Annotated in this window: 28 protein-coding genes; 18 read left to right on the top strand and 10 right to left on the bottom strand. The window is 52.8% G+C overall.

Annotation, left to right across the window (positions count from 1 at the left end; translation table 11 throughout):
• Position 1 precedes the first annotated feature (1 nt).
• Positions 2-910, bottom strand: coding sequence for a LysR substrate-binding domain-containing protein (locus tag INP79_RS09010; RefSeq protein ID WP_228519840.1), 909 nt, complete (start codon positions 908-910; stop codon positions 2-4).
• 97 nt (positions 911-1007) lie between these two features.
• Between INP79_RS09010 and INP79_RS09015 the strand changes: the two genes are divergently transcribed.
• The 3 genes from INP79_RS09015 (at position 1008) to INP79_RS09025 (ending at position 2923) form a co-directional block, all read left to right on the top strand.
• Positions 1008-1700: a type 1 glutamine amidotransferase domain-containing protein gene (locus INP79_RS09015; protein WP_194753979.1), complete on the top strand. Its 693-nt coding sequence runs from the start codon at positions 1008-1010 to the stop codon at positions 1698-1700.
• Positions 1697-1990, top strand: a complete 294-nt coding sequence (locus tag INP79_RS09020; RefSeq protein WP_194753980.1) for a DUF1330 domain-containing protein — start codon at positions 1697-1699, stop codon at positions 1988-1990. The genes INP79_RS09015 and INP79_RS09020 overlap by 4 nt, the downstream gene beginning before the upstream one ends.
• A gap of 66 nt (positions 1991-2056) precedes the next feature.
• Complete coding sequence (locus INP79_RS09025; RefSeq protein ID WP_194753981.1) at positions 2057-2923, top strand: DMT family transporter; 867 nt, start codon at positions 2057-2059, stop codon at positions 2921-2923.
• A gap of 13 nt (positions 2924-2936) precedes the next feature.
• On the opposite strand, the gene INP79_RS09030 is transcribed toward INP79_RS09025, so the two are convergent.
• Positions 2937-4241: a Y-family DNA polymerase gene (locus INP79_RS09030; protein ID WP_194753982.1), complete on the bottom strand. Its 1305-nt coding sequence runs from the start codon at positions 4239-4241 to the stop codon at positions 2937-2939.
• A 145-nt stretch (positions 4242-4386) separates the two neighbouring features.
• Between INP79_RS09030 and pqqA (INP79_RS09035) the strand changes: the two genes are divergently transcribed.
• Entirely contained in the window at positions 4387-4458 is a 72-nt protein-coding gene (pqqA, locus tag INP79_RS09035) for a pyrroloquinoline quinone precursor peptide PqqA (RefSeq protein ID WP_081624291.1), read from the top strand.
• A 69-nt stretch (positions 4459-4527) separates the two neighbouring features.
• On the opposite strand, the gene INP79_RS09040 is transcribed toward pqqA (INP79_RS09035), so the two are convergent.
• Positions 4528-5154 carry a LexA family transcriptional regulator gene (locus INP79_RS09040; RefSeq protein ID WP_194753983.1) on the bottom strand — a complete coding sequence of 209 codons (627 nt, stop codon included), beginning with the start codon at positions 5152-5154 and terminating at the stop codon, positions 4528-4530.
• A 104-nt stretch (positions 5155-5258) separates the two neighbouring features.
• Between INP79_RS09040 and INP79_RS09045 the strand changes: the two genes are divergently transcribed.
• Positions 5259-6074 carry a sulfite exporter TauE/SafE family protein gene (locus INP79_RS09045; protein ID WP_194753984.1) on the top strand — a complete coding sequence of 272 codons (816 nt, stop codon included), beginning with the start codon at positions 5259-5261 and terminating at the stop codon, positions 6072-6074.
• Between the two features lie 77 nt (positions 6075-6151).
• Here INP79_RS09045 and pqqA (INP79_RS15585) read toward each other — a convergent pair whose 3' ends face one another.
• Positions 6152-6223 (bottom strand): pyrroloquinoline quinone precursor peptide PqqA, encoded by a 72-nt coding sequence (pqqA, locus tag INP79_RS15585; RefSeq protein ID WP_081624291.1) that lies wholly within the window; start codon positions 6221-6223, stop codon positions 6152-6154.
• A 208-nt stretch (positions 6224-6431) separates the two neighbouring features.
• Here pqqA (INP79_RS15585) and INP79_RS09055 point away from each other — a divergent pair, with 208 nt between their 5' ends.
• From INP79_RS09055 to INP79_RS09075, 5 genes are all read left to right on the top strand, one after another.
• On the top strand, positions 6432-7091 hold the full coding sequence (locus INP79_RS09055) for a YoaK family protein (protein WP_194753985.1): 660 nt from the start codon (positions 6432-6434) through the stop codon (positions 7089-7091).
• 93 nt (positions 7092-7184) lie between these two features.
• Positions 7185-8816, top strand: a complete 1632-nt coding sequence (locus INP79_RS09060; protein WP_194753986.1) for an alpha-D-glucose phosphate-specific phosphoglucomutase — start codon at positions 7185-7187, stop codon at positions 8814-8816.
• 38 nt (positions 8817-8854) lie between these two features.
• Positions 8855-10408 (top strand): M48 family metalloprotease, encoded by a 1554-nt coding sequence (locus INP79_RS09065; protein ID WP_194754531.1) that lies wholly within the window; start codon positions 8855-8857, stop codon positions 10406-10408.
• Between the two features lie 23 nt (positions 10409-10431).
• Complete coding sequence (locus INP79_RS09070) at positions 10432-10794, top strand: putative quinol monooxygenase (RefSeq protein ID WP_194753987.1); 363 nt, start codon at positions 10432-10434, stop codon at positions 10792-10794.
• A 94-nt stretch (positions 10795-10888) separates the two neighbouring features.
• On the top strand, positions 10889-11332 hold the full coding sequence (locus tag INP79_RS09075; RefSeq protein WP_194753988.1) for a hypothetical protein: 444 nt from the start codon (positions 10889-10891) through the stop codon (positions 11330-11332).
• A gap of 36 nt (positions 11333-11368) precedes the next feature.
• On the opposite strand, the gene INP79_RS09080 is transcribed toward INP79_RS09075, so the two are convergent.
• Genes INP79_RS09080 through iscX form a run of 3 tightly spaced genes read right to left on the bottom strand, consistent with a single transcriptional unit; the run spans position 11369 to position 13488 of the window.
• On the bottom strand, positions 11369-11875 hold the full coding sequence (locus tag INP79_RS09080; protein ID WP_194753989.1) for a TIGR02281 family clan AA aspartic protease: 507 nt from the start codon (positions 11873-11875) through the stop codon (positions 11369-11371).
• 11 nt (positions 11876-11886) lie between these two features.
• On the bottom strand, positions 11887-13293 hold the full coding sequence (locus tag INP79_RS09085; protein WP_194753990.1) for a phosphomannomutase/phosphoglucomutase: 1407 nt from the start codon (positions 13291-13293) through the stop codon (positions 11887-11889).
• Positions 13294-13488: a Fe-S cluster assembly protein IscX gene (iscX, locus tag INP79_RS09090; protein ID WP_194742671.1), complete on the bottom strand. Its 195-nt coding sequence runs from the start codon at positions 13486-13488 to the stop codon at positions 13294-13296.
• Between the two features lie 142 nt (positions 13489-13630).
• On the opposite strand from iscX, the gene INP79_RS09095 reads away from it, so the two are divergent.
• The 4 genes from INP79_RS09095 to INP79_RS09110 all read left to right on the top strand — a co-directional run bounded on the left by INP79_RS09095 (position 13631) and on the right by INP79_RS09110 (position 18163).
• Positions 13631-15649 carry an AsmA family protein gene (locus INP79_RS09095; RefSeq protein ID WP_194753991.1) on the top strand — a complete coding sequence of 673 codons (2019 nt, stop codon included), beginning with the start codon at positions 13631-13633 and terminating at the stop codon, positions 15647-15649.
• A gap of 383 nt (positions 15650-16032) precedes the next feature.
• On the top strand, positions 16033-17280 hold the full coding sequence (glyA, locus tag INP79_RS09100) for a serine hydroxymethyltransferase (protein ID WP_194742669.1): 1248 nt from the start codon (positions 16033-16035) through the stop codon (positions 17278-17280).
• Between the two features lie 21 nt (positions 17281-17301).
• Positions 17302-17766 (top strand): transcriptional regulator NrdR, encoded by a 465-nt coding sequence (gene nrdR, locus INP79_RS09105; RefSeq protein ID WP_194753992.1) that lies wholly within the window; start codon positions 17302-17304, stop codon positions 17764-17766.
• A gap of 19 nt (positions 17767-17785) precedes the next feature.
• Positions 17786-18163, top strand: coding sequence for a hypothetical protein (locus INP79_RS09110; protein WP_024929304.1), 378 nt, complete (start codon positions 17786-17788; stop codon positions 18161-18163).
• 12 nt (positions 18164-18175) lie between these two features.
• Here INP79_RS09110 and INP79_RS09115 read toward each other — a convergent pair whose 3' ends face one another.
• Entirely contained in the window at positions 18176-19315 is a 1140-nt protein-coding gene (locus tag INP79_RS09115) for a phosphoserine transaminase (RefSeq protein ID WP_194753993.1), read from the bottom strand.
• Positions 19312-21459, bottom strand: coding sequence for a RimK family alpha-L-glutamate ligase (locus tag INP79_RS09120; protein WP_194753994.1), 2148 nt, complete (start codon positions 21457-21459; stop codon positions 19312-19314). The genes INP79_RS09115 and INP79_RS09120 overlap by 4 nt, the downstream gene beginning before the upstream one ends.
• Before the next feature lie 160 nt (positions 21460-21619).
• On the opposite strand from INP79_RS09120, the gene ribD reads away from it, so the two are divergent.
• From ribD to INP79_RS09140, 4 genes are all read left to right on the top strand, one after another.
• Positions 21620-22726: a bifunctional diaminohydroxyphosphoribosylaminopyrimidine deaminase/5-amino-6-(5-phosphoribosylamino)uracil reductase RibD gene (gene ribD, locus INP79_RS09125; protein WP_194754532.1), complete on the top strand. Its 1107-nt coding sequence runs from the start codon at positions 21620-21622 to the stop codon at positions 22724-22726.
• A gap of 6 nt (positions 22727-22732) precedes the next feature.
• Positions 22733-23533, top strand: coding sequence for a TatD family hydrolase (locus tag INP79_RS09130; protein ID WP_194753995.1), 801 nt, complete (start codon positions 22733-22735; stop codon positions 23531-23533).
• A gap of 271 nt (positions 23534-23804) precedes the next feature.
• A complete protein-coding gene (gene mtnA, locus INP79_RS09135) occupies positions 23805-24872 on the top strand; it encodes an S-methyl-5-thioribose-1-phosphate isomerase (protein ID WP_194753996.1) in 1068 nt (355 codons plus the stop codon).
• Positions 24873-24896: 24 nt separating this feature from the next.
• Positions 24897-25538 (top strand): class II aldolase/adducin family protein, encoded by a 642-nt coding sequence (locus tag INP79_RS09140; protein ID WP_194754533.1) that lies wholly within the window; start codon positions 24897-24899, stop codon positions 25536-25538.
• A gap of 11 nt (positions 25539-25549) precedes the next feature.
• Here INP79_RS09140 and INP79_RS09145 read toward each other — a convergent pair whose 3' ends face one another.
• Entirely contained in the window at positions 25550-26044 is a 495-nt protein-coding gene (locus INP79_RS09145; protein ID WP_194753997.1) for a hypothetical protein, read from the bottom strand.
• Position 26045 lies beyond the last annotated feature (1 nt).

The following is a 26045-nucleotide window of genomic DNA, read 5'->3' on the forward strand; positions in this document are numbered from 1 at the left end:
GTTAGAGCGTACGTGCCACTTCTTCAATTAATGACCGTAGCCAGCGATGCACCGGATCATGCCGGTATCTGACATGCCAGGCGATATCCACCGGGAAAGTGCCCAGGTCAACTGGCGTTGGCAATATTTTTAAGCGCGTATCATTGGCTAGGCGGCGGCAAATCTGGATCGGCAGTGTGGTGCAATAATCGGTGACGGAGATCACTTCTGGTACAGAAAGAAAATGCGTGACCGACACCGCCACTTCACGTTTTAAGCCCTGCCGGTCCAACGCCTGAAACAACCCTGCGCGCATGCGTCCTGGTGGTAATACATTCACATGTTTTAGCTGCTCATATTGCGCCTTGGTGATCTCATTGCCTATGGTCGGGTGGTCGGCGCGCACCACACAAGCCAGCCTGTCATCCATCAGGTGCTGCACAATCAGGTTGTCTGGCGGGTCGACGAAACGCCCCATGACCAGCGCCGTGCTGCCTGAAATCACCCCGGTTTCAGCAAGATCATTGCCGTAAGGAATAATGCGCAGCTTGATGCCTGGGGCCAGTACGCGCAGCTTGGCCACGACTGCCGGAATCAGCACATATTCGACATAACTATTAGGTGCAATCGTGAATAACAAATTGGCACTGGCTGGGTCAAAAGCTTGCTGCTCCAGTACGATTTCATCCAGTTGCCCAATGGCTTCCATAATCACTGGCGCCAACGCCTCCGCTTTCTGTGTCGGCTGCATGCCATAACGTTCACGGATAAATAATGGATCCTGGAGGATCTCCCGCAGGCGGTTCAATGCATTCGACAATGCTGGCTGCGTGATGCCCAGCCGGTCAGCCGCACGCGTTACACTGCGCTCTTCCATTAAGGCGATAAATACTCGTAATAGATTCAGGTCGTAGCGCATTTTAATATTCATGTGGTGAATAACTGAAATATACATAATAAATTTCAAAAATGGAATCAAAGCGTTCATGATGGACTCACCTGATCACTCAATCACTAAGGAGCTTTAAATGAACATCCTGATCGTCCTCACCTCGCATGACACCCTGGGTAATACCGGCTTCAAAACCGGCTTCTGGCTCGAAGAGCTGGCTGCGCCTTATTACGCGTTTAAGGCTGCGGGTGCGCAATTGACATTGGCATCGCCTAAAGGTGGCCAGCCACCGCTGGATCCTAAAAGTAATGATCCCGCTTTTCAAACGGCGGATACCAAACGTTTTGAAGCTGATGCAGAAGCAGGCAAAGCCCTGGCGAATACCGTGTCCTTAAACTCGGTGTCACATAATGGTTTTGATGCGGTGTTTTATCCAGGTGGGCACGGGCCATTATGGGATCTGGCAGAGGACCGCGACTCCATTAGCTTGATTGAGTCGACATTGAATGCAGGTAAACCTGTCGCGCTGGTTTGTCATGCGCCTGGAGTATTGCGTCATGCCAAACAACCAGATGGTCGCCCGCTGGTGGCTGGCAAGAAAGTCACTGGCTTCACTAATACCGAAGAAGAAGCTGTCGGCTTAACCAATGTCGTCCCTTTCCTGGTCGAAGATATGCTGGCCAATCATGGCGGTATTTTTTCAAAAGGCGCTGACTGGCAACCCTATGTGGTCGAGGATGGTTTGTTGATTACCGGGCAAAATCCAGCGTCATCTGCCTTAGCTGCACAGTCTCTTGTACAACGTCTGCAAGGTGCGCAAGCATCATGAGTGCCTATGTGGTCATGATGCGTGAACAGACCACGGATCAGGCCGCCATGGATACTTATGCCAGCCTGGCCCCTCTCGCCCGAGAGGGGCATGCGGTTACGCCGCTGGTGAGGTATGGCGCGCTCAATATCCTCGAAGGCCCGGCCTTTGAGGGGTGTTTGATCCATCGCTTTCCCACCGTCAAAGCGGCCGAAGCCTGGTACCACAGTCCGCAATATCAGCAGGCCGTTAGACATAGGCACCAGGGCGCACAATATCGGGTGTTTATTGTGGAGGGGATTGACGGCTGAAGCGGACGCAGGCTATAACGGTTTGTTGTGTCACTTTTATATATTGAGCGGTTATAGAGAACTCGGATGAATCACTTTAAAACTTATTTGATGGCCACCATGGCAGCGATTTTCTGGGGCGCCAATTTCAATCTGGCACGGCCAGTCATTGCTGAAATGGGCCCTTATGTGGCGGGCGCAAGTCGCTATGTGCTGGCCGCAGCTGTCATGGTCTTGATTGCACAAATGCGAAAAGAGGCGATTCCTGCGCAGCATTGGAAAGCATATCTGACGCTAGGAGTGGTTGGCGTATTTGGCTTTAACCTGTTTTTCTTTCTGGGCATGGAAACCTCTTCTGCCATTAATGGTGCGTTAATTATGGCCTTGAATCCTTTGCTGACGGCCGTGCTGGGTTATGTGATTCTGCGTGACAAGCCAAGCAGGCAACAACTGATCGCATTCCCGATTGGTATTGCTGGTGTGGCGATCGTGGTGCTGGGTGCGGGCGCGCAACTGACAATTGCGGTTTGCGATATCTACATTCTGATTGCTTCCCTCAATTGGGCGCTTTATAACGTCTTGGTTAAAAAGATGCTGCCCAAACAGGTGGGTGGCATCGCCAATACTGCGGGCATCATGACGGTTGGCGCGATGGCGTTGACCATGGCTGCTGTCATTCACGGTGATCAGATGGTGGTGCCAACCATACATGCCGGGGCTGCGCTGCTGACGATGTCGCTAGGCGGCGGGGTGCTGGCTTATCTGTTTTGGAACGCGAGCATCTCCAACTTGGGGCCATCAAAAGCGGCGATCTTTATGAACCTCGTGCCAGTCACCACGATGGTGATTGCGGCGTTTGAGCATGTGCCGCCTAATCATGCGCAGTTGATCGGTGCCATGCTGGTGATCAGTGCGGTGACGTTTAGCTCGGTGTCGTTATCCAAAGCGGCTTAACGCAGGCAGTGGTTTAGTCAACCGATAACAACCCATCCCAGCTGGTGGTGTAAGCAGGGCTTTTAAGCGCCTGCTTCATGCGCCAGGGTTGCTGGCGCTGTACTCCTTCGCTCGCCAGTTTGAGGGTGGCTCTGCCCATTTTTTGATTGATAGTGTCTAAGGCATGCATCAAGCGGTTTGCTTTCTCGTGCGAGTCCGTGGACTGGAACAAGTCTTGTTGCTGCGCCTCAGCTGTCACCAACTCGCCTAGTGATACACCTGCTTTCATATAGTCATAGCCTGGCCGGTAGATCTGCCGTAACGCCAGCAGGGCTGCCTGTACTAGTTGCAAGGTGTTGTTGGTGGCGATATGCAGTGGCAGGCGCAGGCTGTTATCGTATTGCTGTTGTGCATCGCGAAACGGGCTGGTGCGGATATAGACGTAGACACTGCCTGCATATAATCGGCGCTTGCGCAGCTTTTCGCCAGCGCGGGTTGTATATAGCGTGACGGCTTCAGCCAGGCTTTGCAAGTCACGCACAGGATGGCCAAAGCTGCGCGTGCTCAGAATCTGCTGCTGTGGGCCGCGTATTTGTTCTAACTCAAGGCAAGTCGTGCCATTCAATTCGCGCACGGTTTTCTCCATCACCACGTTAAACCGCTGGCGCATGGTCGCCGCATCGCTCATCTTGAGGTCATAGGCCGTATGAATGTCTGCATCATGCATGTGCTTGCTCAAATTGCGGCCTATGCCCCAAACATTGCCGACGTCGATATCGCGCAAGGTATCGTCTACCGATGTGATTGGCATGGTGTTGAAGTTACAGACGCCATTCAACGTGATGTGTTGTTTGGCACAATGATTCGCCAGTTTTGCCAGCGTTTTGCTGCTGGCAATGCCCACACACACTGGCAAGCCCGTCGATTGCAGCACTGTTTGCCTGAGTTGCTGTGCATAGGCAGTCAGGTCTCGCCTGGAGAACGCAGTCAAGTCGAGAAATGACTCGTCAATTGAGTACACCTCCTGTGACGGGCTAAACTGCCGCAGCACCGACATCACACGGTTGCTCATGTCTGCGTACAAAGCATAATTTGACGAATAGGCAATCACACCCTCTTGCTCGGCATACTTGCGTACCTTGAACCACGGCGCACCCATGGGGATGTCCAGCGCTTTGGCTTCTGCGCTACGGGAGATAATGCAACCATCGTTATTGCTGAGCACCACCACCGGGCGGTCACGCAGTTTGGGGTTAAACACACGTTCACAACTGACGTAAAAATTATTCACATCGACAAGCGCCATCGCCCTGATGGTAGGTTGATTGAATGCTGGCATATTTATTTGCATGAGGGGTGTTTCATGAAATTCCCTAAACGCTGTTCATGATCCGCAATAGCAGGATTGTTGCGGCATGGGCCGATAATACATTCACACGAGCCAGACATGGGGTCGGTTCGGGGAATCAAAAAAGGAGATCATTATGTGGACTAAACCAGCTGCTACCGAAATGCGTTTCGGCTTTGAAGTAACCATGTATGTCATGAACAAATAAATTTATCTGCGTTCATGAAACCCGGTTGCCCATGATCAATGGGTGCCGGGTTTTTTATTGCCCTTGATGCTACCGGAATCGCCTGAATGAGCCTATCACTACCCCCCAGACTTCAAACTGCATGGGCGCTTGAATCAGGATAGGGGGGTAGCGGCCAGACGAGTTTGCTGGCAACAATTTTGGTGTGCCATCTTGTTGTTTGGCCAGCGTTTTAATGGTGAACTCGCCATCTATCATTGCCAGCACAATATCGCCGACCACGGGTGATTTACCTTTATCTACGACCGCTTTATCGCCTGGCATCAAGCCAGCTTCTATCATCGACTCACCCTGTATGGTGACAAAAAAAGTGGTGTCGGCCTGATCAATCAAATATGCGCTAGGATCCAGTCGCTGCTCAACATGATCATCAGCCGGGGAAGGAAACCCGGCGGGTATCTTGGATGCATAGAGCGGCACCGCCATCGGTTGCGCTGCACTGTCAGGAAACGCGAACACTTGCGGACTGTCCAGACTCCCCCTGTTTTGCCGTTGTTGCTGTTGTTTGGCATAGGCCGCCAGCAAGTCACCAATCACGGTTTTCTGGCTGACAGGCACACGCATCACGGTGGTGGCTTCCTGGTATAAGCCAGAGCCGAGTTTACGGCCCGCGCCCGCCCGTCTGCCACCTGCTTTTTTCACATATTGATCGCTCATTTGATTATTGTAACAAAAATTATTGCAGGCCAGCGTAAAGAAAAAGATGCAAATGGTGTTGAGTCAGCCGTTATACTGTTGCGCTTTCAACGGATGGGTGTCGCATGGACTGGATACAGTTATTTATTGAGCAATATGCGCTGTTTTGCCTGATCGGCGTGGTGGTCGGCGTATTGTCTGGGTTGCTTGGCATTGGTGGCGGCATTGTGTTGGTGCCGATGTTGCATGCCATGCTGGTGGCCAAGGGCTTTTCGGCTGATGCGGCTTTTCATATGGCGCTGGCGACCTCGATGGCCTGCATCGTGTTTACTTCCCTTTCCAGTATTTTGGCGCATCATAAAAACCAGAATATCGTCTGGCCGTATGTCTGGGCCATGGTGCCGATGGCGTTTATTGGCTCTTTGCTGGCAACCCTGGTGGCGATTCACCTCGATGCGTTTTACTTGACGCTGTTTTTTGCCACGTTTACTTTTTTTGCGGCGATCCAGTTATTCCTGGATCGCAAACCCACCCAGCACAAAGTACCGGGCAAGGTGGAAATCAGCCTGGTGTCATTGCTGATTGGTGTGATCTCTGCGCTGGTGTCCATTGGTGGTGGCACATTGACCGTACCTTACCTGGCAATGCGCAATGTGTCGGTGAAACAGGCGATCGGGACGTCGGCGGTACTAGGCTTCCCGATTGCATTGGCGAGCACAGTGAGTTATTTGCAAGACGCTGCCAGACAGGCGACACATGCGCCAGATACATTTGGCCTGCTCTATTTGCCTGCCATTATGCTGATTACACCGCTTAGCGTGTTATTTGCCCCGGCAGGCGTGGCGCTGACCAAGCGTTTGCCGGTCAAGGTATTAAAACGTATTTTTGCCGTCTTTTTGATGGGTGTGAGCCTCAATTTGCTGTGGTCGCAGTTGGCTTGAGTCTACTGCTGCAGGCAATAAAAAACCGCCGTATTCCGGCGGTTTTTTATTCAATCTATCTGAATAGATAAGACTGATTATTTGTTCATGACGTACATAGTCACTTCAAAGCCAAAACGCATTTCAGTCGCAGCTGGTTTAGTCCACATGATAGTCTCCTTTAGTTGTTTGGTAGTACATCGTGCTTGATGTACTTGTATGACTGTCACTATACGCCAGTGTTTCAAAACCACCCTGAAGCCAATCCGTAAAAACGGCTCATGATTTTACGTAGTTTTAGCGGCGCGATTTTGTTGTCGTTGTGCGCTGGCAGCGTAAAATGTAGTGACACAACAAGTCGGAAAACGAGGGTGTAACATGATGCAGCGCTTGCCTCGCTGGGTGGAGCTGGGCGGATTTTTACTGGCCATGAATGCGGGCTTCGTGAATGCCGTTGGCGTGCTGGGATTTCGTCATCAGGCAGTGTCGCACCTGACCGGCATTTCTACTTTTTTCTCGATTGAAATCATGCAAGGTGACGTCTTGCAAGTGCTGCATTTGCTGTGCGTGATGCTCTTTTTTGTGCTGGGCGCGATCATCAGTGGCATGGTCATTGGTCATGAGGCACTCAAGCTGGGCAGGCAATATCATCTTGCGTTGTGGATAGAGGCGGGGTTACTCACGGTGGCTGTGTTGTTGCTCAATCAGGGCTGGCTCAGCGGCCAGTGGCTGGCTTCCGCCGCTTGTGGATTGCAAAATGCGATGACCAGCACCTTTAGCGGGGCGGTGGTGCGCACAACGCATGTGTCTGGATTGTTTACGGATATCGGCATTGCATTCGGCCTGCGCTTGCGTGGTCAAGCAGTCGATAAAAGACGGCTAATGCTTTACTTAATCCTGATTGGCGGTTTTGTCACTGGTGGCGTGCTAGGTGCTTATGCTTTTATGCAGCAGCAATTTAACGCCTTATGGTGGCCAGTGTGTCATCTCGTCGGCTTATCGGTGTTGTATTTCGGTATTGGCCATCGCGCCCGATAAACCATGCATGTTTGACCAACCATCACATAAAACTGTCACCGATTTGTAATACAATCAAGTTTAGAGTTTTTAACATTTCAAGAAGCCAAGGCCATGTCGATTCAAACTGTCGCAACACATCCTTTTTCTGATCAAAAACCCGGTACTTCTGGTTTGCGTAAAAAAGTACGCGTGTTCCAGCAAGCCCATTACCTGCAAAACTTTGTGCAGAGTATTTTTGATACGCTGGATATTCCCGCAAAGGCTACCCTGACGCTGGGAGGCGACGGCCGCTTTTTTAATAAAGAGGCCATTCAGGTGATTATTAAAATGGCGGCAGCCAATGGTTTTGCCAAAGTGCTGGTGGGGCAAAACGGCATCCTGTCCACGCCTGCCGCCTCTCACATCATCCGCAAATACCAGACCTTTGGCGGCATTATCCTCTCTGCGAGCCATAACCCGGCCGGGCCTGATGATGATTTTGGCATCAAATACAACACCAGCAACGGTGGACCGGCACCAGAAAAAATCACCGACGCCATTTTTGCTAATAGCAAACAGATTACACAATACAAACTGGCCGATTTGCCCGAGGTGGACTTGTCCAGCATAGGCGTGACCACGCTCGATGGTTTTGAAGTTGAAGTGATTGACTCGGTGGCTGACTACGCTGACCTGATGCAAAGCATGTTTGACTTTGCCGCGATTAAACGCTGGCTGGCCGCAGGTCATAAGCTGCAATTTGATGCCATGCATGCCGTGACCGGGCCTTATGCCAAGGTGATTCTAGGTGAGCGACTGGGCGCACCTGCCAGCAGCCTGATGAACTGCGAGGTCTCAGAAACCTTTGGTGGCGGCCATCCGGACCCTAACCTCACCTATGCCGAAGACCTGGTGAAGATTGCCTACGGCACGCAAGCGCCTGACTTTTCGGCGGCGTCTGATGGCGATGGCGACCGCAACATGATCCTGGGCAACCACTTTTTTGTCACCCCTTCTGATAGCCTGGCGTTGATTGCGGCAAACGCCAAACTGATTCCGGCCTATGCACAAGGTTTGTCCGGCGTGGCGCGCTCCATGCCGACCAGTGGTGCGGTTGACCGCGTGGCGGCTAAACTGGGCATTGATTGCTACGAAACGCCTACTGGCTGGAAGTTTTTTGGCAACCTGATGGATGCTGGTCGCGTGACCTTGTGTGGCGAAGAAAGCTTTGGCACTGGCAGCGACCATGTGCGTGAAAAAGATGGCTTGTGGGCAGTGTTGTGCTGGCTCAATCTGCTGGCTGTGACTGGCGAGAGCGTCGAGTCCCTGGTGCGTAAACACTGGCAAACTTATGGCCGCAATGTCTATTCGCGTCACGACTATGAAGGCGTACCCACCGAGCAGGCCAATGCTGTGATTGCCCATATCAAGGCGCAATTTTCCAGCCTGCCAGGACAAGTGTTTGGCAGTTATACCGTGAAAACAGTCGATGATTTTAGCTATACGGATCCTGTTGATGGTTCGGTCAGCACTGGTCAGGGACTGCGTATCTTGTTCGCCTGCGGCTCGCGTGTGGTCATTCGTTTGTCGGGCACGGGCACTGAAGGGGCGACCATTCGTGTCTACCTCGAAGCCTTTACTGAAGATGCCGCGCAGCAGCAGTTGGATGCACAAGAGGCGTTGGCAGAGTTGATTTCCGTGTCACACCAGATTTCGCAACTGCCGTCACTCACTGGCAGGCAACAGCCAACCGTGATCACGTAAAAACAATAGAATAGCCGCGGGGAAATGGCTGCATGACCATGATAAAAAAAAGTATTCTTTGCCCGGTGGTGTTGTCCGCAGGCTTGCTGGCCTGCGGTGTCAACCCGGTGACGAAAGAACGCGAGTTCCAGTTTGTCTCGCAAGACAAAGAGATTCAACTGGGCCAGCAAAATTATAGCCCTGCACGCCAGTCGCAAGGCGGTGATTACACCTTGGATGCAGAACTGACACGCTATGTGCAGCAAGTGGGGCAAAAACTGGCGGCGGTCTCTGACCGCCCGGATTTACCTTATGAGTTTGTGGTGCTGAATGACTCGGTGCCGAATGCCTGGGCGATGCCGGGCGGCAAAATCGCCTTTAACCGTGGCTTGCTTTACGAGTTGCACAGTGAGGCTGAGTTAGCTGCCGTGCTAGGCCATGAAATTGTGCATGCGGCGGCGCGTCACGGTGCCAAAGGCATGGAGCGTGGCATGTTTATGCAAGGCGCTATGCTGGCGGTGGGACTGGCTACGCGTGATTCTAATTATGCCAACCTGGTCGTCGGTGGCGCGCAGCTGGGCGGGCAGTTAATTACCAGTAAATATGGCCGCGATGCTGAGTCAGAGTCTGACCACTATGGCATGAAGTATATGAAACTGGCTGGCTATGACCCGGCTGCGGCCGTCACCTTGCAAGAGACGTTTGTACGCCTGAGCGAAGGCAAACGGCAAGACTTTATTTCCGGCCTGTTTGCCAGCCATCCGCCGTCACAAGAGCGTGTGGATGATAACAAGAAAACGCTGGCAGAATTGGGCGCTGGCGGCGAGATGGGTAAAGACGTTTATGCACAAAAAGTCGCCAAACTCATGGCGACGCGTGAAGCCTATAAAGCCTACGACGAAGGCAAGGAAGCATTGCAAAAAGGCGATGCCGAAAAGGCCAAAACGTTGGCCAAAAAAGCGATCAGTATCGAGCCGCACGAGGCGCGTTTCCAGGAGTTGTTGGGTGATATTGCCTTGACCAAGAAAAACACCACGGAAGCGCTGGCCTTTTACGACAAGGCGATTCAGATGCAGCCTGACTACTTCAAGCCCTACGTGCAAAGCGGGATTGCCTTATTTAATGATGGCAAAAAAGCGCAGGCCGAGCCTTTCCTGAAAAAAGCCAACACTTTGCTGCCAACAGCCCCTGGCTATGCCTTGCTCGGCCAGATTGCCGAAGGCCGCGGCGAGACCTCGTTGGCTTTGCAGCACTACCAACTCGCTGCCAGTTCGGATTCCGAGATCGGCAAAGAGGCCGCTGGCCGTGCCATGCGCATAGATTTACCACGCAACCCCGCGCGCTACCTGCCTTCTGGCCCGTTGGCAGATAACACCGGCATGGTGTATGCCGCGGTGCAGAACAATAGCAGCGTGCAGGTTGGCCGAGTGCAGGTGCGTATGTTGCAATACGATAACCGCGGGCGGTTGGTTGACCAGACGCGATCCATGCTGATTACGGGCGGTATCGCACCGGGCAAACGCGGCTCGGTGGCGACTGGCGTGCGTATCCAGGACCAGGCGGCATTGCAATTCTTCCGCGTCGTGGTTGAAGGTGCTGAGCTGGCAAATTAATAATTAAACAACGATAGTGCGCGATGGCTACCCAAGATACCTGCTGTTCTGTTTCCCCTTACTTTGAGATTCATCCTGGCAAAGCCGCTGCTTTTCGCGCCATCTGTGAGAAGTATGTGGAGTGGTCAGCGCGTGAGCCTGGCTGTTTGTATTATGGCTTTAGTTTTGATGGCGACCTCGCGCATTGCCGCGAAGGCTTTGAGAATGCGGCAGCCTTGTTAGCCCATCTTGAAAACCTGCGCCCGATTTTGCATGAGATGGGCGAGGTGTCTACGCTGGTGCGCATCGAAGTGCATGGGCCTGAGGCGGAATTGGCGACATTACGTGCGCCACTGGCCGGAATGAATCCGCAGTGGTTTGTGCTGCAATATGGCGTCAGGCGCTAGCTGTGTGCAACGCATGGCTTTGCTACGCAAAATCTGCTAATGTGGCGCCGGATTGGATTAACCAATCTTTACTTAATAATTTGAAAGAATAAGAATGAATATCAAAAGAAGCGTTGCCAGCGCCCTGTTAGTGGCGTTAGCGATGACTGCGGCTGGTTGCTCAACCATGCAAGATGTGGTCAAAGTGAAACAAAGCGGTGCTGAAGGCACTACCAAGAACTATGCCGTAACAGAAGCACAAGCCTGGGAAATTGCAAAAACCGTCTTCAGATGGGAAGGTGCGGATGCGATTGAAGAGCATAGAGACCAGCACTATATGCTCACGAGTAGCGGTGTTAATTTGGTTTCATGGGGCGCTGTGATGGGGGCCTGGGTGGAGCCAGTGAAAGACGACGACACCAAGGTCACTGTCGTGACCAAGCGCCGCGTCACAGTGAATGTCGCCACAACCTTAACTGAAACGACGTTCCATAAACGGTTTGCTCAGGCGGTGGCTATTGTCAAGCAAGGGAAACCATTACCAGCTGAGGCACCATAATCGCTGGCGCGTGGGCAACCCGTGTGCTCACGCGTACTACTCACCATCCCGTATCGTCATTACTCCACGATACAACCTCACATCCATTCTGCCTAAAAAGCTCATACCAAGCAGGGCATCGCCTTCCAGCCCCGGTGAAATCGTCGCAGCGACATCATGCGCAACCACACCACCCAATTGCACAGTTTTCAACCGTACCAGGTAAGACACCGCATTGCCGTTGGCCGTGTGCGTGTTAATGGCATCACGGCTGACCAGGCCCAAACGGTCAGCGACACTTTGCGAAATGGCCACGCCAGTGGCGCCAGTATCGACCAGCACGCGCACACGTTCGCCGTTAATCAGGGCTTCGGCGCTGTAGTGGCCGTCAGGGCCGCGTTTAAGGCTGACGACTTGTTGCTGACCGATTTGTTCCAGGGTGTTCGGGTGCTGCACGCGGTCGACCAAAAACCAGACCAACGCGGCAAGACCCAGCCAGATCAGTGTGTAAAGCAGGCCGCGCCCGCGAGAGTAGAGTCGTTGTGTGGCATATCGCATGCTCATTCAATGGTGGCTTAAAACGGAATTTTCAAGTCAGGATTGGCACAGCTGATGACTTGTTTAAACGTTTGTTGAATGCGAGTTAATGCGGCGTCGCTATCCGCTTCAAAACGTAGCGTGAGTACGGGCGTGGTATTGGATGCGCGCACCAGGCCAAAGCCATCGGCATATTCCACACGTAGGCCATCAATGGTGATGATTTCAATCGCATCTGCGAATTGAGCCGATTGTTGCAACGTGGCAATCAAGGCGTGCGGTTCGCCTTCTTGCATGGCGATTTGCAGTTCGGGGGTGTTGACACTATCGGGCAGCGCTTCGAGCATGGCGCTGGCATCCGGGCTGCGGCTGATGATTTCCAACAGTCTGGCGGCACTATACAGGCCGTCATCAAAGCCAAACCAGCGTGGCTTACCTTGCTTGGCATCATTAAAAAACAGGTGGCCGGAAAGCTCACCGCCGATAGCGGCGCCGGTTTCCTTGATTTTGGCTTTCATCAGCGAGTGGCCGGTTTTCCAGATCACCGGTTTGCCGCCGTGCTCGCGTATAAACGGTGATAAATGGCGCGTGGATTTCACATCAAACACTACTTTGCTGCCTGGCTGTTGTTGCAGCACGTCTTCAACAAACAACATGAGTTGACGATCGCTGCGGATAATCTGGCCGGACTTGGTGACCACGCCCAGACGGTCACCGTCACCATCAAAGGCAATGCCGATTTCTGCTTCGCCAGCCTGTAACGTGTGTATCACATCTTGCAGGTTCTTGGCCTCAACCGGGTCCGGGTGGTGGTTGGGAAAGTGGCCATCCACCTCGCAAAACAAGGATTCCACTTCGCAGCCCAGGGCTTTAAATAAGGCCGGTGCATAAGCACCAGCGACGCCATTGCCGCAGTCAATCACTACGCGTATGGGGTGCGCGAGCTGGATGTCTGACACAATGGCTTCTTGATAAGCTGGAAGAATATCGTGAAACGATTGCTTGCCTGGCCGGGACCTCTGTGTGAACTGCTGCTGGATAATCGATTGCTTGAGTGCCTGGATAGCTTCGCTGCTGAGGGTTTCGCCCGCAACCACCATTTTGAGGCCGTTGTATGCTGGCGGATTATGGCTGCCGGTGATCATGACGCCACTGCTGGTCTGCGTTAAGTAGTGCGCCGCAAAATACAGCATCGGGGTGGTGACCATGCCTAAGGCTATGACATTGATCCCCGTTTCTACGAGGCCTGTTGTAAGGGCGGCGGCCAGGGAGGGGCTGGATAAACGGCCATCGTAGCCAACACACAGACTGTGCTCGCCGCGCTCTTGTGCCAGTGTGCCTAGTGCCAGTCCGATCTGGCACACAATGTCTTCTGTCAGCGTCTCACCGACGATGCCGCGTATATCGTAGGCTTTGAAAATAGACGCTGGCAGGAAAGTGGTCATTTACTCGGCTTCCTCAATCCAGGCCAGTTGAATCGCCTCGAGGATTTTTTCGCCACAATGGGCTGGGTCGTCATTAAAGCCATCCAGTTCCAATACCCATTGCATCAGGTCGGTAAAGCGAATGGTTTTTGGGTCCACCTCGGGGAATTTGTCATACAGGTCTTCAGCAATACGCTGGCTATCGGTCCATTTCATTACAATCGGCTCCAGTATTTAAGGGTGTGTTTATATCTTCATTATAACTGACAGCAGCAATTGCTTTGACAGAATCGGCCTACACGCGTGTCAGCCTCGGAGGACTAGCCAGGCCAGCTTATCATTGTCATCATGACAAGCTATGAATGAGACTGAAATAACAACAAAAAAATCTGCAGCAGTCACCAGGTGGGTCGCCGGGACCTTGCTTGTGCTGGTGTTGGCCGTGATTGCCTGTGAAATCGCCGGGTGGCCGTTTCTGCGTCAGCCGTTGCAACAATTGCTGCAAGATAAATTGCACCGTTCAGTCGTGATTGAGCGCCCGTTCCGTTTGCAGTTGCTGGGCGGCATTCGCCTGCAGGTGGGAGGGTTAAAACTATCGGCGCCAGAAGGCTTTGACGCGCCTTATTTTGTGGATGCACATGGTCTGGACCTGGCGTTGCGTTATCGCGATCTATGGTCGCTCAAAGAAACCGATCCTTATCGCATTGAAGCGATTCGTGCGGATCAGCTGAATGCCTACCTGTTGCGCCGCGCAGACAGGCATGCAAGTTGGGCGTTTGAGCTAGATGACAGCGGCCCACCGCGGCCTTTTCCGTTGATTGAGCAACTGGCGGTGAATCAGGGGCAGGCAAAAGTCGCTGACGCCGTCACAGATGCCCAACTGGCCGTGACTTTTTTTACCGAAGAAGGTGAACATCTCGCCACGCCGGAATCCCGCGTCAAGGTCAATGGCCAGTTTCGCAAGTTACCGATACTGGGCGAGCTCGTCACACAAGGCTTTTTGCCAGTAGCCACACAGGGCAGCAAGTCTCCGCCGATTAACTCTCAAGGCTGGTTGAAATATGGCGCTGTCAATGCACAGTTTCGTGGTGCGGTATATGACTTGTTCGGCACCCAGCGCGTGAAAGGCAGGGTGGAGGTCAAGGGTGGGTCGCTGGCCGATGTGGGCGATCTGCTTGACCTGACGTTTCCACGTACCGCTGCGTTTAAAGTCAGTGCCGACATTGAAAAAGGCACTGATCAATGGCAAGTGAATATTTTTTCTGCGCACATTGGGCGTAGCCGTTTATCCGGGCAGTTTGTGTATGACTTTGCCCCTGAAACACCCATGCTGCGCGGGAAATTGCAAGGTACGCTACTTATGCTGGCTGATTTGGCTCCCGCCTTTGGCGCAACTCAGGGTAAAGCGCATCCAGGCAAACTCTTTCCGGACGAGTCACTGGATTTCACTACTTATGGCCGCATGAATGCAGATATTGATGTGCATCTGGATGCGGTGGATTTAGGCAATGCCTTTAAACAGCGGATTTCACCTTTGAAGTTGCGCCTGACCCTGCTTAAACACAAATTAAGCCTGGCTGAACTCGAAGCCAGTACCGCACAAGGTACGCTCACAGGCGCCCTGAGTATCGATGCGCATGATGCCAGCAATACTGACTTATCACCACCGCCAGCACCCGAGTGGGATATCCAGTTGGCAGTGCGCGATATCCGTTTGGAGCAATGGCTGAAAGTGACGCCTGACACTAAAAAGTCATCAGACAAGCAACCGTCAGCCAACGCGGCACCGGCGTATATTTCAGGCAAGTTAAATGGCAAGGCCAGCTTGCAAGGACGTGGCCGCTCCACGGCGACTTTGCTTAAGTCGCTAGATGGTCAGCTGGCACTCATGGTGCGCGAAGGCGAGATTTCACACCTGGTGGTGGAAGCGGCAGGCCTGGATATTGCGCAAGCCGTGGGCGTGCTGATGAAAGGCGATCAACCTTTACCCATGCAATGTGCGGCCATGGGCTGGCATGCCAAGCAGGGCGTGCTGACGCCAGAGGCTGCCATTATCGATACGCCGGTGACCACCGTGAACGTACTCGGTGATGTTAATTTGGGCCAGGAACAGCTTAACCTCAAGCTGCAAGCCAGCCCGAAAAACTTCTCACCATTAACGGTGCGCTCGCCCATCCTGGTCACCGGGCCGTTTGTCGATCCCAGGGTATCGCTGAGCCCAGGGCCGATTGCCGCGCGTGTTGCAGGTGGGGTGCTGTTGGCGTTGATTAACCCATTTGCGGTGATACTGCCTTTTCTTGATCCTGGCAGTGCGTCAGATACGGCAGATGAAGGTTGCCAGAAAACGCTGCAACAACTGAAAGCGCGCAAGCATTAAAGGCCTATTGTGGGCGATGACAAAAAAAGAACCCAACCGAAGTTGGGTTTAGGGAGCGATTTTGGAGATATACGCTTACGGTTATTAATTAGCATAAGTTGTGCCAAGTTTAATAATCCTATTTAAATCATATAGATAGTTTGTTTTTGTGTTTTTTCGGTCTGCTGCCAGTTCAGCAACTGTTGGATTGTGTGCACTTATTTGGTGCAGTTGTTGCCTTGTTGGCGCACTGAATGATTGCATCCACTATCTTGTGACTTGATGATGCGGTGTTTGAGCACAAAATCGGGGCGTCTTTGTCTGTGTGATGCTAAAGATGCATGCAGGGGTCGCCTCATGGTAAAATCACGCTTTATTTTTGTGAATACGGAAACTTGATCGTCATGTTTAGCTTTTCAAGAAACTTAAGCGTTGCAGACCCGGCGTTGGCCACAATGATTTCTTCTGAAGTAGAGCGTCAGCATCAGCATATCGAGCTGATTGCTTCAGAAAACTATACCAGCCCAGCGGTGATGGAAGCACAAGGCTCGCAACTGACTAACAAGTATGCAGAAGGTTATCCAGGCAAGCGTTTCTATGGCGGCTGTGAGTTTGTTGACCAAGTCGAGCAGTTGGCGATTGACCGCCTGAAAGCGCTCTACGGTGCCGAGTATGCCAACGTACAGCCACACTCCGGTTCACAAGCTAACCAGGCTGTGTATTTCTCCATCCTGAAACCAGGCGATACCGTGATGGGGATGAACCTGGGCCACGGTGGTCACTTGACGCATGGTTCCCCGGCCAACCTGTCCGGTAAGTTGTTCAACATTGTGCCTTACGGTCTGAACGACAAAGAGGAAATTGACTACGACGAGATGGAGCGTATTGCTATCGAGTGCAAACCAAAGTTGCTGATTGGCGGCGCGTCTGCTTACGCCCTGCGTTTTGACTGGGCACGTATGGCCGAAATCGCTAAAAAAGTGGGCGCTTATTTCATGGTCGACATGGCGCACTACTCAGGCTTGATCGCCGCTGGTGTGTATCCTAACCCGGTGCCACATGCTGACTTCGTGACTTCTACTACGCACAAAACTCTGCGCGGCCCACGTGGCGGTATCATCATGGCTAAAGCCGAGTTTGAAAAATCCATCAACTCCAACGTGTTCCCAAGCTTGCAAGGTGGTCCGTTGATGCATGTCATCGCCGGTAAAGCGACCGCTTTCCTCGAAGCAGCACAACCTGAGTTCAAGGTGTATCAAGAGCAAGTGTTGAAAAACGCCAGCGTGATGGCCAAAACCCTGGCGGCACGTGGCCTGCGCATTATCTCTGGTCGTACTGAGTCACATGTGTTTTTGGTTGACCTGCGTCCTAAAGGTTTGACCGGTAAAGCAGCTGATGCATTCCTGGGCCAGGCGCATATTACCGTGAACAAAAACGCGATCCCTAACGATCCTGAGAGCCCATTCGTGACTTCCGGTATCCGCATCGGTTCACCAGCGATTACCACCCGTGGCTTTAAAGAAGCTGAGGCCGAGCAAGTGGCTAACCTGATCGCCGACGTGCTGGACAACCCGGAAAATGCAGAAGTGATTGCAACGGTGAAAGCCAAAGTACACGCCTTGACTGACAAATTCCCGGTGTACGGCAAGTAATTTCTACGGCCGTTTTTAGCCATGAAATGTCCTTTTTGCGGTGCTGATGATACGCAGGTGGTGGATTCCCGACTCAATGAGGAGGGAAACTCTATCCGCAGGCGTCGTCGTTGCCAGGTCTGCGATAAGCGCTTTACCACCTATGAAACGGCAGAGTTGCATTTGCCGCAGGTGGTGAAGCAAAATGGCACGCGCGAAGAGTTCAAGCGCGAAAAATTGCGCGTGTCATTCACGCGCGCGCTGCACAAGCGTCCGGTGCCGACGGAGTATGTCGATAAGGCGCTGGACCGCATTATTCAAAAAGTGCTCGGTTTGGGCGTGCGCGAAGTGCCTGCGCGCCTGCTGGGTGAGACCGTGATGCAAGAGTTAAAACAAATGGATCAGGTGGCGTATATCCGCTTTGCTTCGGTGTATAGAAGCTTTTCGGACGTGGATGATTTCCATAACGCTATCCGTGACCTGGATGTAACCGATAGCGATACATAATCCGAAAGGTGGCGGGGGCATGAAACTGATCAAGTTGTCTGCAATTGCGTTAGCGGTATTCACTGTCATTCTCACCATTGTGTTTTTTACTTGGTGGGCATTTAAAGACCAGGCGGTGTTTGGCAGTGACAAGTTTGACCAGACACGCTGGATGGAGCTTGCCAATACAGTGCAAAAAGAATGTCGCCGCGGTGACATGGCCTACGACCTGAAAAATCACATCCTTATCCGTGGCGCTAAAAAAGAAGCCGTCATGGCGTTGCTGGGGCGTCCTAGCCTGGAAGACGCTAATGCGCTGGAGTACGACCTTGGTAAGTGCATGCATGTTTACCATGCCCTGCGCATTTATTTTGACCAGGATGGGCGTTTAACCCATAGCCAGATTTCTTCCCACTAAGCGTCCGGCCTGTTAAGCGTAAGCAGGTGACAGAACTGTAGTTTGTGTTGTCGCTTTATAACGCTTACGGAATGTCTGCATAAAGTCAGCCAGCTGTTCAGCGGCTGCTATCTCCAGGCCGTTGTAAATCGAAGCGCGGATACCGCCTATGCTGCGGTGACCATTCAAACCTGAAAATCCTGCCAGCTGCGCCTGTTGCAAAAACGCTTGTTCAATTTCGGCGTTAGGCAAGTTAAACACCACATTCATCTTCGAGCGGTCAGCGACGGCGGCGCGGCCACGGTAAAAGTCGGCGTGGTCATCCAACACTTGATACAAACAGTCCGCTTTTTGCTGATTGCGTTTGGCGATGTTGTGCAAACCACCGATTTCGTCCCGTAACCAGCGCGTGACCAGCAAGACGCTATAAATCGCAAACACTGGCGGTGTGTTGTAGATTGAATGCGCATCGGCTTGCGCGTGATAGTTGATAAAGCCAGGCAGGTCATCTGGCAGGCTATTCATAAAGTCATCCCGCAAAATCACCATGGTGACCCCGGCCGGGCCGATGTTTTTCTGTGCATGGGCGTAGATCATGGCGTAGCGGTTAAAGTCCCCAGGTGTCGATAACAGGTCTGAGGACATATCACAGATGCGTGGCACATCGTCACGACCAGGCACGCGATGAAATTGCAGGCCTTCTACCGTTTCGTTGGAAATGTAGTGAAAATATGCCGCATCTTTGGATAACTGTAATTCGGCATCGTTGGGCAGGCGGCCAAACTGGTCCGCTTTACCACTCCAGGCCAGTTGTAACTGGCCGGATTTCTCCGCCTCATGAATGGCCTTGCCGCTCCAGTAACCGCTGTGAATATAATCGGCAGATTGCCCATTGCGCAGCAAATTCATTGGCAACATGGAGAATTGCTGCGTGGCACCGCCTTGCATCATCAGCACGCGTGTGGATGCTGGCAAGCCCATGAGCTGGCGCATATTATCTTCCAACTCATGCACCACTTGCGCAAACCATTCAGAGCGGTGGCTGATACCCAGAATCGACAGGCCGACTTCTGGTACACAGAGCATGGCAGTATGCAGTTGTTGCAATACGCTCTCGGGCAACGCCCCCGGGCCGCCAGAAAAATTCAGTTGATTGGCACTCAGTTTCATCATGCGCTCTCCAGTAAAGGTTGCGGCTGTAATGCATATAAATATTGCTCAAAGGCCTGTTGTAGCTTGGCGATTTGCCCGGCTTTAAATGGGAACAGGCTTGCAGAGTCCATGGCATGGACGGCCATGATGTGGTCAATTTCGAATACCAGCAATTTGCCGTCTTTGGTTTCTGCGCAATCGATACACAGATAGTCGAGCTGCAGGCGCTGGTAAATCGCCGCCAGTGCCGATTGGTGGCGGGCGGCAAAGCTGGCGAAGTTTTGCATAAACGCGCCTTCTTCGGCCCGTTTGTCGGCAGAGTCATACATACCGGCATTGACGTAATGCACCATCCAGTCACTGGAAATTGCCATATGACAGATAAACGGCTGGCCGCGCAGCATGGCAATGCGGTATTTGCGGAACTGACCATCCTGGCTGCTGTAATCAACAAAACGCGATACAAAAAACGCAGTGCTTTGGACTTGTTTCAAATAGTCTGCCAGTTCAGTTGCCTGTGTGATTCTGGCCAGGTCGTTACCGGCTTGCGAGCCGACCGGGCGGATAATCAAGGGCAAGCTGGGCAGCGCATCGTGGTCGGTTGCTCCTGCGGGATGTTGCATGCTTAAGCGCGTAACAACCTGGCTACGGGTCAATCGGTGTGTGCGTGGCATATCCAGGCCGGAGATGCCTTGTAGCAGTTCACTTAATTGGTCACGGTTGACGTTGGGCAGCAGGTGTGGCGGATTAATCACTGGCTGTGCATGAGCAAGCAGGCTGGCTTGTACTGCCAGTAACAAGGCGCGGTTGGCCTGGCTATCTGAGAGCGCGACCATCACCGCGTCGTGTTCAGGCATGGGGGATGGCAAAGGCTGCTCGACGGATGCGTAGTAATACAGGAGTTCTACCGGGCTGTTTTCGAGCAGGCAATCAATCGGTGTGTTTTCAGATAAGTCGCCTGGGGTCATGATCATGAGCAGGCGGAAGCGTGGCGGCTGACAGTTTGCCGGGCGGCGATAGAGGCGTTGCAAAGACAAGGCTTGCTCCTGAATCGCCAGGCCCATGTCACGCATTTTGAGGCATAAAAAGCCAGTGGACAGGTTCATCCACAAAATGGCATTCTCCTGGTCCTGATTGGCTTGTACCAACAGTGATTGCGCATGTGACCGCAAATCTGCACCACTCAGGCTCATACGCAGAAAGGGCGCCAGCCCCTGGAAAGTATGGCTTGCGTTATTGTGCGCCAATGCTTCAAGTAGATTACGCATATAACGCTTTTTTTCGCTGGCACGGGCCGACGCCCAGAAGTCATCACTGCGATAGACCGGATTGCCGTCTATCGTCACCTGCATGTGGTAAGGCTGCCCCAGTAATTCTGTATGCACATAGGTGGCAAAGCACTCGGCAAAGTCTTCTTGTACATCCATGCTGGCGTACAAGCTGGGAAACGATGTTCTCGCCAGGTCACGGTATAAGTCCAATGCCTGGCTGGCATGCAGGGTCGGCTGGCGATAGAAGCTGATCTTCTCACGGTGAGGGAAGTTCTGTTCTGGCCGGATCGCCTTGCTGCCACTGGTTTGCCAGCTCAGTTTGCTAAAGTGACCTGCCAGCTTAGGTAATGAGAATGACCAGTCCTGGGGGCAGAGGTCAGTCATGGTGGCCAGTATGTGGCCGAATTCATGCAATAGCAGAAAACGCAGTGCCTGTATGCGATGGTCGTTTTCCGGCGTTGTGATTTCTACGCTGATTTGCACCTGCGGGTCTGCAATGAACGCTGAATTTTCTTTCCAGCTGGCCCAGGCGTTTGCCGATGGTTGGCTAAATGCCTGGCTGTCGAGCACAATCACAAAGCCGATATTGTTACTGCCATCCCCCAGTGCGACCATATCAGTAAAACCGGAGGCATCCAGGCCCGTTGCAAAGAAAATACCCAGTATGGATTTACCCAGCGTATCCAGTAGGCTCTCAGGGAGTGGTGCCAGTGCCTGCGCGAGGGTATCCTGCCAGTCTATGCTTGTGTCCAGGCGCACAGTCTCTGGTAATCCGTGCGTGCGGCCATACTCGGATAAGAAATCCTGCAAGTCTGCGGTGGGCGGTGTTAGGCGCGTATGCAGTGGTTGTGCATACAGGGCCAGCCATGGATTGGGATCGGCGATATAAATCATAGCCCAGTGTAGCGCTCTTACGCGCGCGGGCTAACCTTAAAAAAACTGGCAAATACCACTGTATTCGGCAGTTCGCACTTGGGCGTGATATCCCGTGCTGGAAAGGAGGCTTATGTACAAAAAAACCGCAAGCACGGGATTTTTTGTATCATGGCAGTCTATGCAAGTGACCTCACAAGATATTGAATGGATGACGCGTGCGCTGCGGCTGGCTGCGCGCGGATTATATACAACGACCCCTAATCCGCGTGTAGGCTGCGTGATCGTCAACAACGGCCAGGTGGTCGGTGAGGGGGCGCATCTCAAAGCGGGTGAGCCGCATGCCGAAGTACATGCCTTGCGCGCGGCTGGTGAGCAGGCGCGTGGCGCGACGGCCTATGTGACGCTGGAGCCGTGCAGTCACTTTGGTCGTACGCCGCCTTGTGCCGATGCGCTGGTCAATGCTGGCATCAGTCGGGTGGTGGTGGCGATGCAGGATCCGAATCCGCTGGTAGCAGGCAATGGCATTGCTCGCTTGCAGGCGCAAGGGATTGCGGTGACTGTTGGGGTGTGCGAAGCGCAAGCACTCGCACTGAATCCCGGCTTTATCCTGCGCATGACCCAGCAACGGCCTTATGTTCGTCTCAAGGTGGCGGCCAGCCTGGACGGCCGGACCGCACTGGCCAATGGCGACAGCCAATGGATTACTTCGCCTGCTGCCCGCCGCGACGTGCATCATTGGCGCGCGCAAAGTTGCGCCATTATCACCGGTATTGCCAGCATTTTAAAAGACGATTCCTCCTTGACTGTGCGTGAGGTCAAAACCCCAAGGCAACCTTTGCGCGTCATTGTCGATAGCCAGTTACGGATCCCGATTGATGCCAAGGTGTTGCAGGATGGCAATGCGCTGGTGGCTTACGCGCAAGGCGATGCGGCCAAGCTGGAGGTGTTACAGGTGATGGGCGTACGCACTTTGCATGCACCCAATACAGCCGTGCCTGGCACGCAAGCACAGGTTGATCTGGCCATGTTGATGCAGGCTTTAACCGCATTGCCATGCAATGAGGTACTGATCGAGGCCGGGGCGACCTTGAATGGCGCGTTTCTGCAAAATGGTTTTGTTGACGAATTATTGCTGTATTACGCGCCTAAGTTGATGGGTCATACTGCCCGCGGCATGTTTGCCCTGCCCGAGCTCACGCAGATGTCGGCGGTGCGCGATTTGCATATTCTCGATGTACGCCAGTTTGGCCAGGATCTACGTATCCAGGCTAAACTGCAACCTTAATCTTTTATGTTAATAGACACCCATTGCCATCTTGATGCCAGCGAGTTCGATGCAGATCGAGACCAAGTGTGGCAAGAGGCGAAAGCGCAAGGCGTACGTGCCGTGGTGATTCCGGCCGTCACGCAGGCAACGTTTCAACCCATTATGCAGTGGTGCGCACAACATCCGCAGGCTGGCTTTGCGCTGGGTTGGCATCCCATGTATGTGGCGCAAGCGCCGGATGACGCCTTGCAGCAATTGCAGGAGATTGTCGCGGAGGTACTGGCCGGACCACAGGCGCATCAATTATTGGCGATTGGTGAGATCGGCCTTGATTTTTACCTGACGCGTGAGAATGAAGCCAAACAGATTGCTTTGTTTGAAGGGCAGCTACAGATTGCTAAACAATTTGAGTTACCCGTCATCCTGCATGTGCGCAGTGCGATAGACAGCATACTCAAATACCTGCGCAAGCATCGCGTACATGGCGGCATTGCCCATGCGTTTAATGGCAGCATGCAGCAAGCGGCGGTTTTTGGGCAGTTAGGATTCAAATTAGGCTTCGGTGGGGCCATGACCTGGCCACGCGCATTAAAAATCCGGCAACTGGCCGCTGAATTGCCGCTGGAACTGCTGGTTTTGGAGACCGATGCGCCTGATATTCCTCCGGTTTGGATCGGTCACCAGGGGCGAAACAGCCCTGTTCAATTAAAAAGAATAGCGGAGGAATTGTGCCTAATTCGTGGCTTGGAAACTTCGCAACTCATTGAAATGATAGGCAAAAATTCTACGCAAGTTTTACCGAAATTAGCCCATTTATGCACATGACTTAAAGTGACACATTAAGAATGTGTCGAAAGTGTTTCAATTATAGTGGTGCGTTGTAAGTTATTGATTTTATTGAGTAAAAAAATAGATTAAAAAATGAACTTTTGGAAAAAGTCCTTTTAAATTGGTAAGTTACGGAATTAAGACACAGCAATCCACAAAGTTATCCACAGATTTTGTGGATGGAAAAATACGGTGTTTGTCCTACAGGAAAAGCAAGGCCTTTTACAACTTTTACAATTAATGACTACTCGTCAGCAGATTTCTTTTTATGCGTATCAAACAACAACATTTTCGTACCATCTGGCAACAAGCGGAGGCTGTCTGCCTGATTGATCAGACCCGCTTACCGTTTGAGTTTGTGACGGTGGAAGTGACTACCCTGGCGCAAATGTGTCATGCCATTCGCAGTATGCAAGTGCGGGGTGCACCTTTGATTGGCGCTGCCGCTGCTTACGGCGTTGCGCTAGGCGTTCAGCAAACCGCCAGTGATGCACAGGTGCAGAATGTGGTCACGCAATTGTGTGCTACCCGGCCAACGGCAGTAAATTTGGCGTGGGCGGCGCAACGCATGCAGCAAGCCTTGCTGGCTTTACCAGAATCTGCCCGCGCGGTGGCGGCCTGGCAGCTGGCGCAAGCGATTGCCGATGAAGATGTGACACAGAACCTGGCGCTGGGTCAGCATGGTAAAGCGCTCATTGCCGCCAGGGGCTCGGTTAATCCGCAGCAGATCGTGAATGTCCTCACCCATTGCAACGCGGGCTGGCTGGCGACCGTAGATGGCGGCACTGCGCTGGCACCGATTTATGCGGCATATGATGCGGGCCTGAAGGTGCATGTCTGGGTAGATGAAACGCGGCCGCGTAACCAGGGGGCGAGTTTAACTGCCTGGGAACTGGCGCAACATGGCGTGCCGCATACGGTGATTGTCGATAATGCCGGCGGGCATTTGATGCAGCACGGGCAAGTGGATATGGTGATTGTGGGCGCTGATCGCGTGACACGTGGCGGGGACGTGTGTAACAAGATAGGCACTTATTTAAAAGCGCTAGCCGCGTTTGACCAAAACGTGCCTTTTTATGCGGCGGTACCTACACCAACGATAGATTGGCAGCTGGCACGTGGTGCGGATATTGAAATTGAAATGCGCGACGCAGACGAGGTGGCTTATATGCAAGGGCAGGGCGCAGACGGCCGGGTGCAACGCATCCGCGTGATTCCGCATGAAAGCGCGGCGCTCAATCCGGCGTTTGATGTCACGCCTGCCCGGCTGGTCACGGGCATCATTACTGAACGCGGCGTGTTTACGCCAGCCCAGTTACACACGCTGGCCGTTTAAAGGGAAACAATGTCTATCTCAACAATGACCACCGCCACGCCCGCACAACAATTATTGCAGACCGCCCAGCAGATGGTGCACACCGGACTCAACAAGGGCACTTCTGGTAATGCCAGTATCCGGCTGGACGATGGTTTCTTGATTACCCCCTCAGGCGTGCCTGCCGAACAGCTCAGCACACAGAGTATGGTGTATATGGATTGGACGGGACAGGCGGAGGCTGGTAAAAAGCCTTCTAGCGAGTGGTATTTTCACCGTGATATTTTGCAGTCACGTCCTGAGGTAAATGCGGTGGTGCATTGTCATAGCATGTTTGCCACCACCATTGCCTGTATGGCGCGTGATGTGCCGCCGTTTCATTATATGATTGCCACGGTGGGTGGCGACAACATCCGCTGCGCGCCTTATGCCTTGTTTGGCACGCAGGCACTATCCGATGTGGCAGTGAGTGCATTGCATGACCGCAAAGCCTGTTTGCTGGCACACCATGGCATGATCGCTTTAGGTAAAAACCTGGCGCAGGCACTGGCTATCGCGGTTGAGGTAGAGAATTTGTGCGAGCAGTATTGGCGCTTATTGCAACTTGGGGAGCCTGCGTTGTTAACGCCTGAGCAGATGCGTGAGGTGCACGCCCAGTTTAAAGGCTATGGGCAGTGGGACAAGTAGGGCAGGTAGGCCTACAACTTGGGAAACAACGCCAAGGTGCTCAAACGCAATAAGTATGTTGGGTCACATATAAACACATTGTTTTCTATGGCCAGAATGGCCTCCGGTGGCGCATAGCACTTGAGCAGCACGCCACCAGACTCTACTGCATTAAGGCCTTTGGCATAAGTGATTGCAATGTCTTCAGAGGTGGTCCAGCAAAAGCCGATCTGGTCGTTGTCAAATAAAAACCAGCTTTCGCCACGGTATAAAGTAAAGCCCTCGCCGTGGTAACCAGGGAGTGCTTTTTTGAGTACTTTTAGCACTAGGGCGTCGTCTTTTATTTTGGCACGCAGGTCACCGCCGTATTGCGCCCACAGTGTTGCAAGCTGACCTTTTTGAAACACAGAGTCATCTTTGAGTCTGGCCATATAGTCGAAGGTGTCGCGCCAGAGCATGGCATCTACGGCATTGACATACACCCCCAGACAAAACTGCCTGGCGAGCGACTGCGCGGTGTATTTCATG

It is taken from the genome of Methylophilus sp. QUAN (genome assembly GCF_015354445.1).
Taxonomy (GTDB): Bacteria; Pseudomonadota; Gammaproteobacteria; order Burkholderiales; family Methylophilaceae; genus Methylophilus.

What these genes read in the sequence shown, in the direction of transcription:
- INP79_RS09080 (WP_194753989.1), bottom strand. Translation starts at nt 11,875, where the DNA reads ATGAGCATGCGATATGCCACACAACGACTCTACTCTCGCGGGCGCGGC.
- INP79_RS09030 (WP_194753982.1), bottom strand. Translation starts at nt 4,241, where the DNA reads ATGCCAGCATTCAATCAACCTACCATCAGGGCGATGGCGCTTGTCGAT.
- INP79_RS09060 (WP_194753986.1), top strand. Translation starts at nt 7,185, where the DNA reads ATGTCGATTCAAACTGTCGCAACACATCCTTTTTCTGATCAAAAACCC.
- INP79_RS09085 (WP_194753990.1), bottom strand. Translation starts at nt 13,293, where the DNA reads ATGACCACTTTCCTGCCAGCGTCTATTTTCAAAGCCTACGATATACGC.
- INP79_RS09070 (WP_194753987.1), top strand. Translation starts at nt 10,432, where the DNA reads ATGGCTACCCAAGATACCTGCTGTTCTGTTTCCCCTTACTTTGAGATT.
- ribD (WP_194754532.1), top strand. Translation starts at nt 21,620, where the DNA reads ATGCAAGTGACCTCACAAGATATTGAATGGATGACGCGTGCGCTGCGG.
- INP79_RS09095 (WP_194753991.1), top strand. Translation starts at nt 13,631, where the DNA reads ATGAATGAGACTGAAATAACAACAAAAAAATCTGCAGCAGTCACCAGG.
- nrdR (WP_194753992.1), top strand. Translation starts at nt 17,302, where the DNA reads ATGAAATGTCCTTTTTGCGGTGCTGATGATACGCAGGTGGTGGATTCC.
- INP79_RS09140 (WP_194754533.1), top strand. Translation starts at nt 24,897, where the DNA reads ATGACCACCGCCACGCCCGCACAACAATTATTGCAGACCGCCCAGCAG.
- INP79_RS09055 (WP_194753985.1), top strand. Translation starts at nt 6,432, where the DNA reads ATGATGCAGCGCTTGCCTCGCTGGGTGGAGCTGGGCGGATTTTTACTG.
- INP79_RS09130 (WP_194753995.1), top strand. Translation starts at nt 22,733, where the DNA reads ATGTTAATAGACACCCATTGCCATCTTGATGCCAGCGAGTTCGATGCA.
- INP79_RS09075 (WP_194753988.1), top strand. Translation starts at nt 10,889, where the DNA reads ATGAATATCAAAAGAAGCGTTGCCAGCGCCCTGTTAGTGGCGTTAGCG.
- INP79_RS09015 (WP_194753979.1), top strand. Translation starts at nt 1,008, where the DNA reads ATGAACATCCTGATCGTCCTCACCTCGCATGACACCCTGGGTAATACC.
- mtnA (WP_194753996.1), top strand. Translation starts at nt 23,805, where the DNA reads ATGCGTATCAAACAACAACATTTTCGTACCATCTGGCAACAAGCGGAG.
- glyA (WP_194742669.1), top strand. Translation starts at nt 16,033, where the DNA reads ATGTTTAGCTTTTCAAGAAACTTAAGCGTTGCAGACCCGGCGTTGGCC.
- INP79_RS09045 (WP_194753984.1), top strand. Translation starts at nt 5,259, where the DNA reads ATGGACTGGATACAGTTATTTATTGAGCAATATGCGCTGTTTTGCCTG.
- INP79_RS09025 (WP_194753981.1), top strand. Translation starts at nt 2,057, where the DNA reads ATGAATCACTTTAAAACTTATTTGATGGCCACCATGGCAGCGATTTTC.
- INP79_RS09040 (WP_194753983.1), bottom strand. Translation starts at nt 5,154, where the DNA reads ATGAGCGATCAATATGTGAAAAAAGCAGGTGGCAGACGGGCGGGCGCG.
- INP79_RS09115 (WP_194753993.1), bottom strand. Translation starts at nt 19,315, where the DNA reads ATGATGAAACTGAGTGCCAATCAACTGAATTTTTCTGGCGGCCCGGGG.
- INP79_RS09120 (WP_194753994.1), bottom strand. Translation starts at nt 21,459, where the DNA reads ATGATTTATATCGCCGATCCCAATCCATGGCTGGCCCTGTATGCACAA.
- INP79_RS09020 (WP_194753980.1), top strand. Translation starts at nt 1,697, where the DNA reads ATGAGTGCCTATGTGGTCATGATGCGTGAACAGACCACGGATCAGGCC.
- INP79_RS09145 (WP_194753997.1), bottom strand. Translation starts at nt 26,044, where the DNA reads ATGAAATACACCGCGCAGTCGCTCGCCAGGCAGTTTTGTCTGGGGGTG.
- INP79_RS09065 (WP_194754531.1), top strand. Translation starts at nt 8,855, where the DNA reads ATGATAAAAAAAAGTATTCTTTGCCCGGTGGTGTTGTCCGCAGGCTTG.
- INP79_RS09010 (WP_228519840.1), bottom strand. Translation starts at nt 910, where the DNA reads ATGAATATTAAAATGCGCTACGACCTGAATCTATTACGAGTATTTATC.
- INP79_RS09110 (WP_024929304.1), top strand. Translation starts at nt 17,786, where the DNA reads ATGAAACTGATCAAGTTGTCTGCAATTGCGTTAGCGGTATTCACTGTC.
- iscX (WP_194742671.1), bottom strand. Translation starts at nt 13,488, where the DNA reads ATGAAATGGACCGATAGCCAGCGTATTGCTGAAGACCTGTATGACAAA.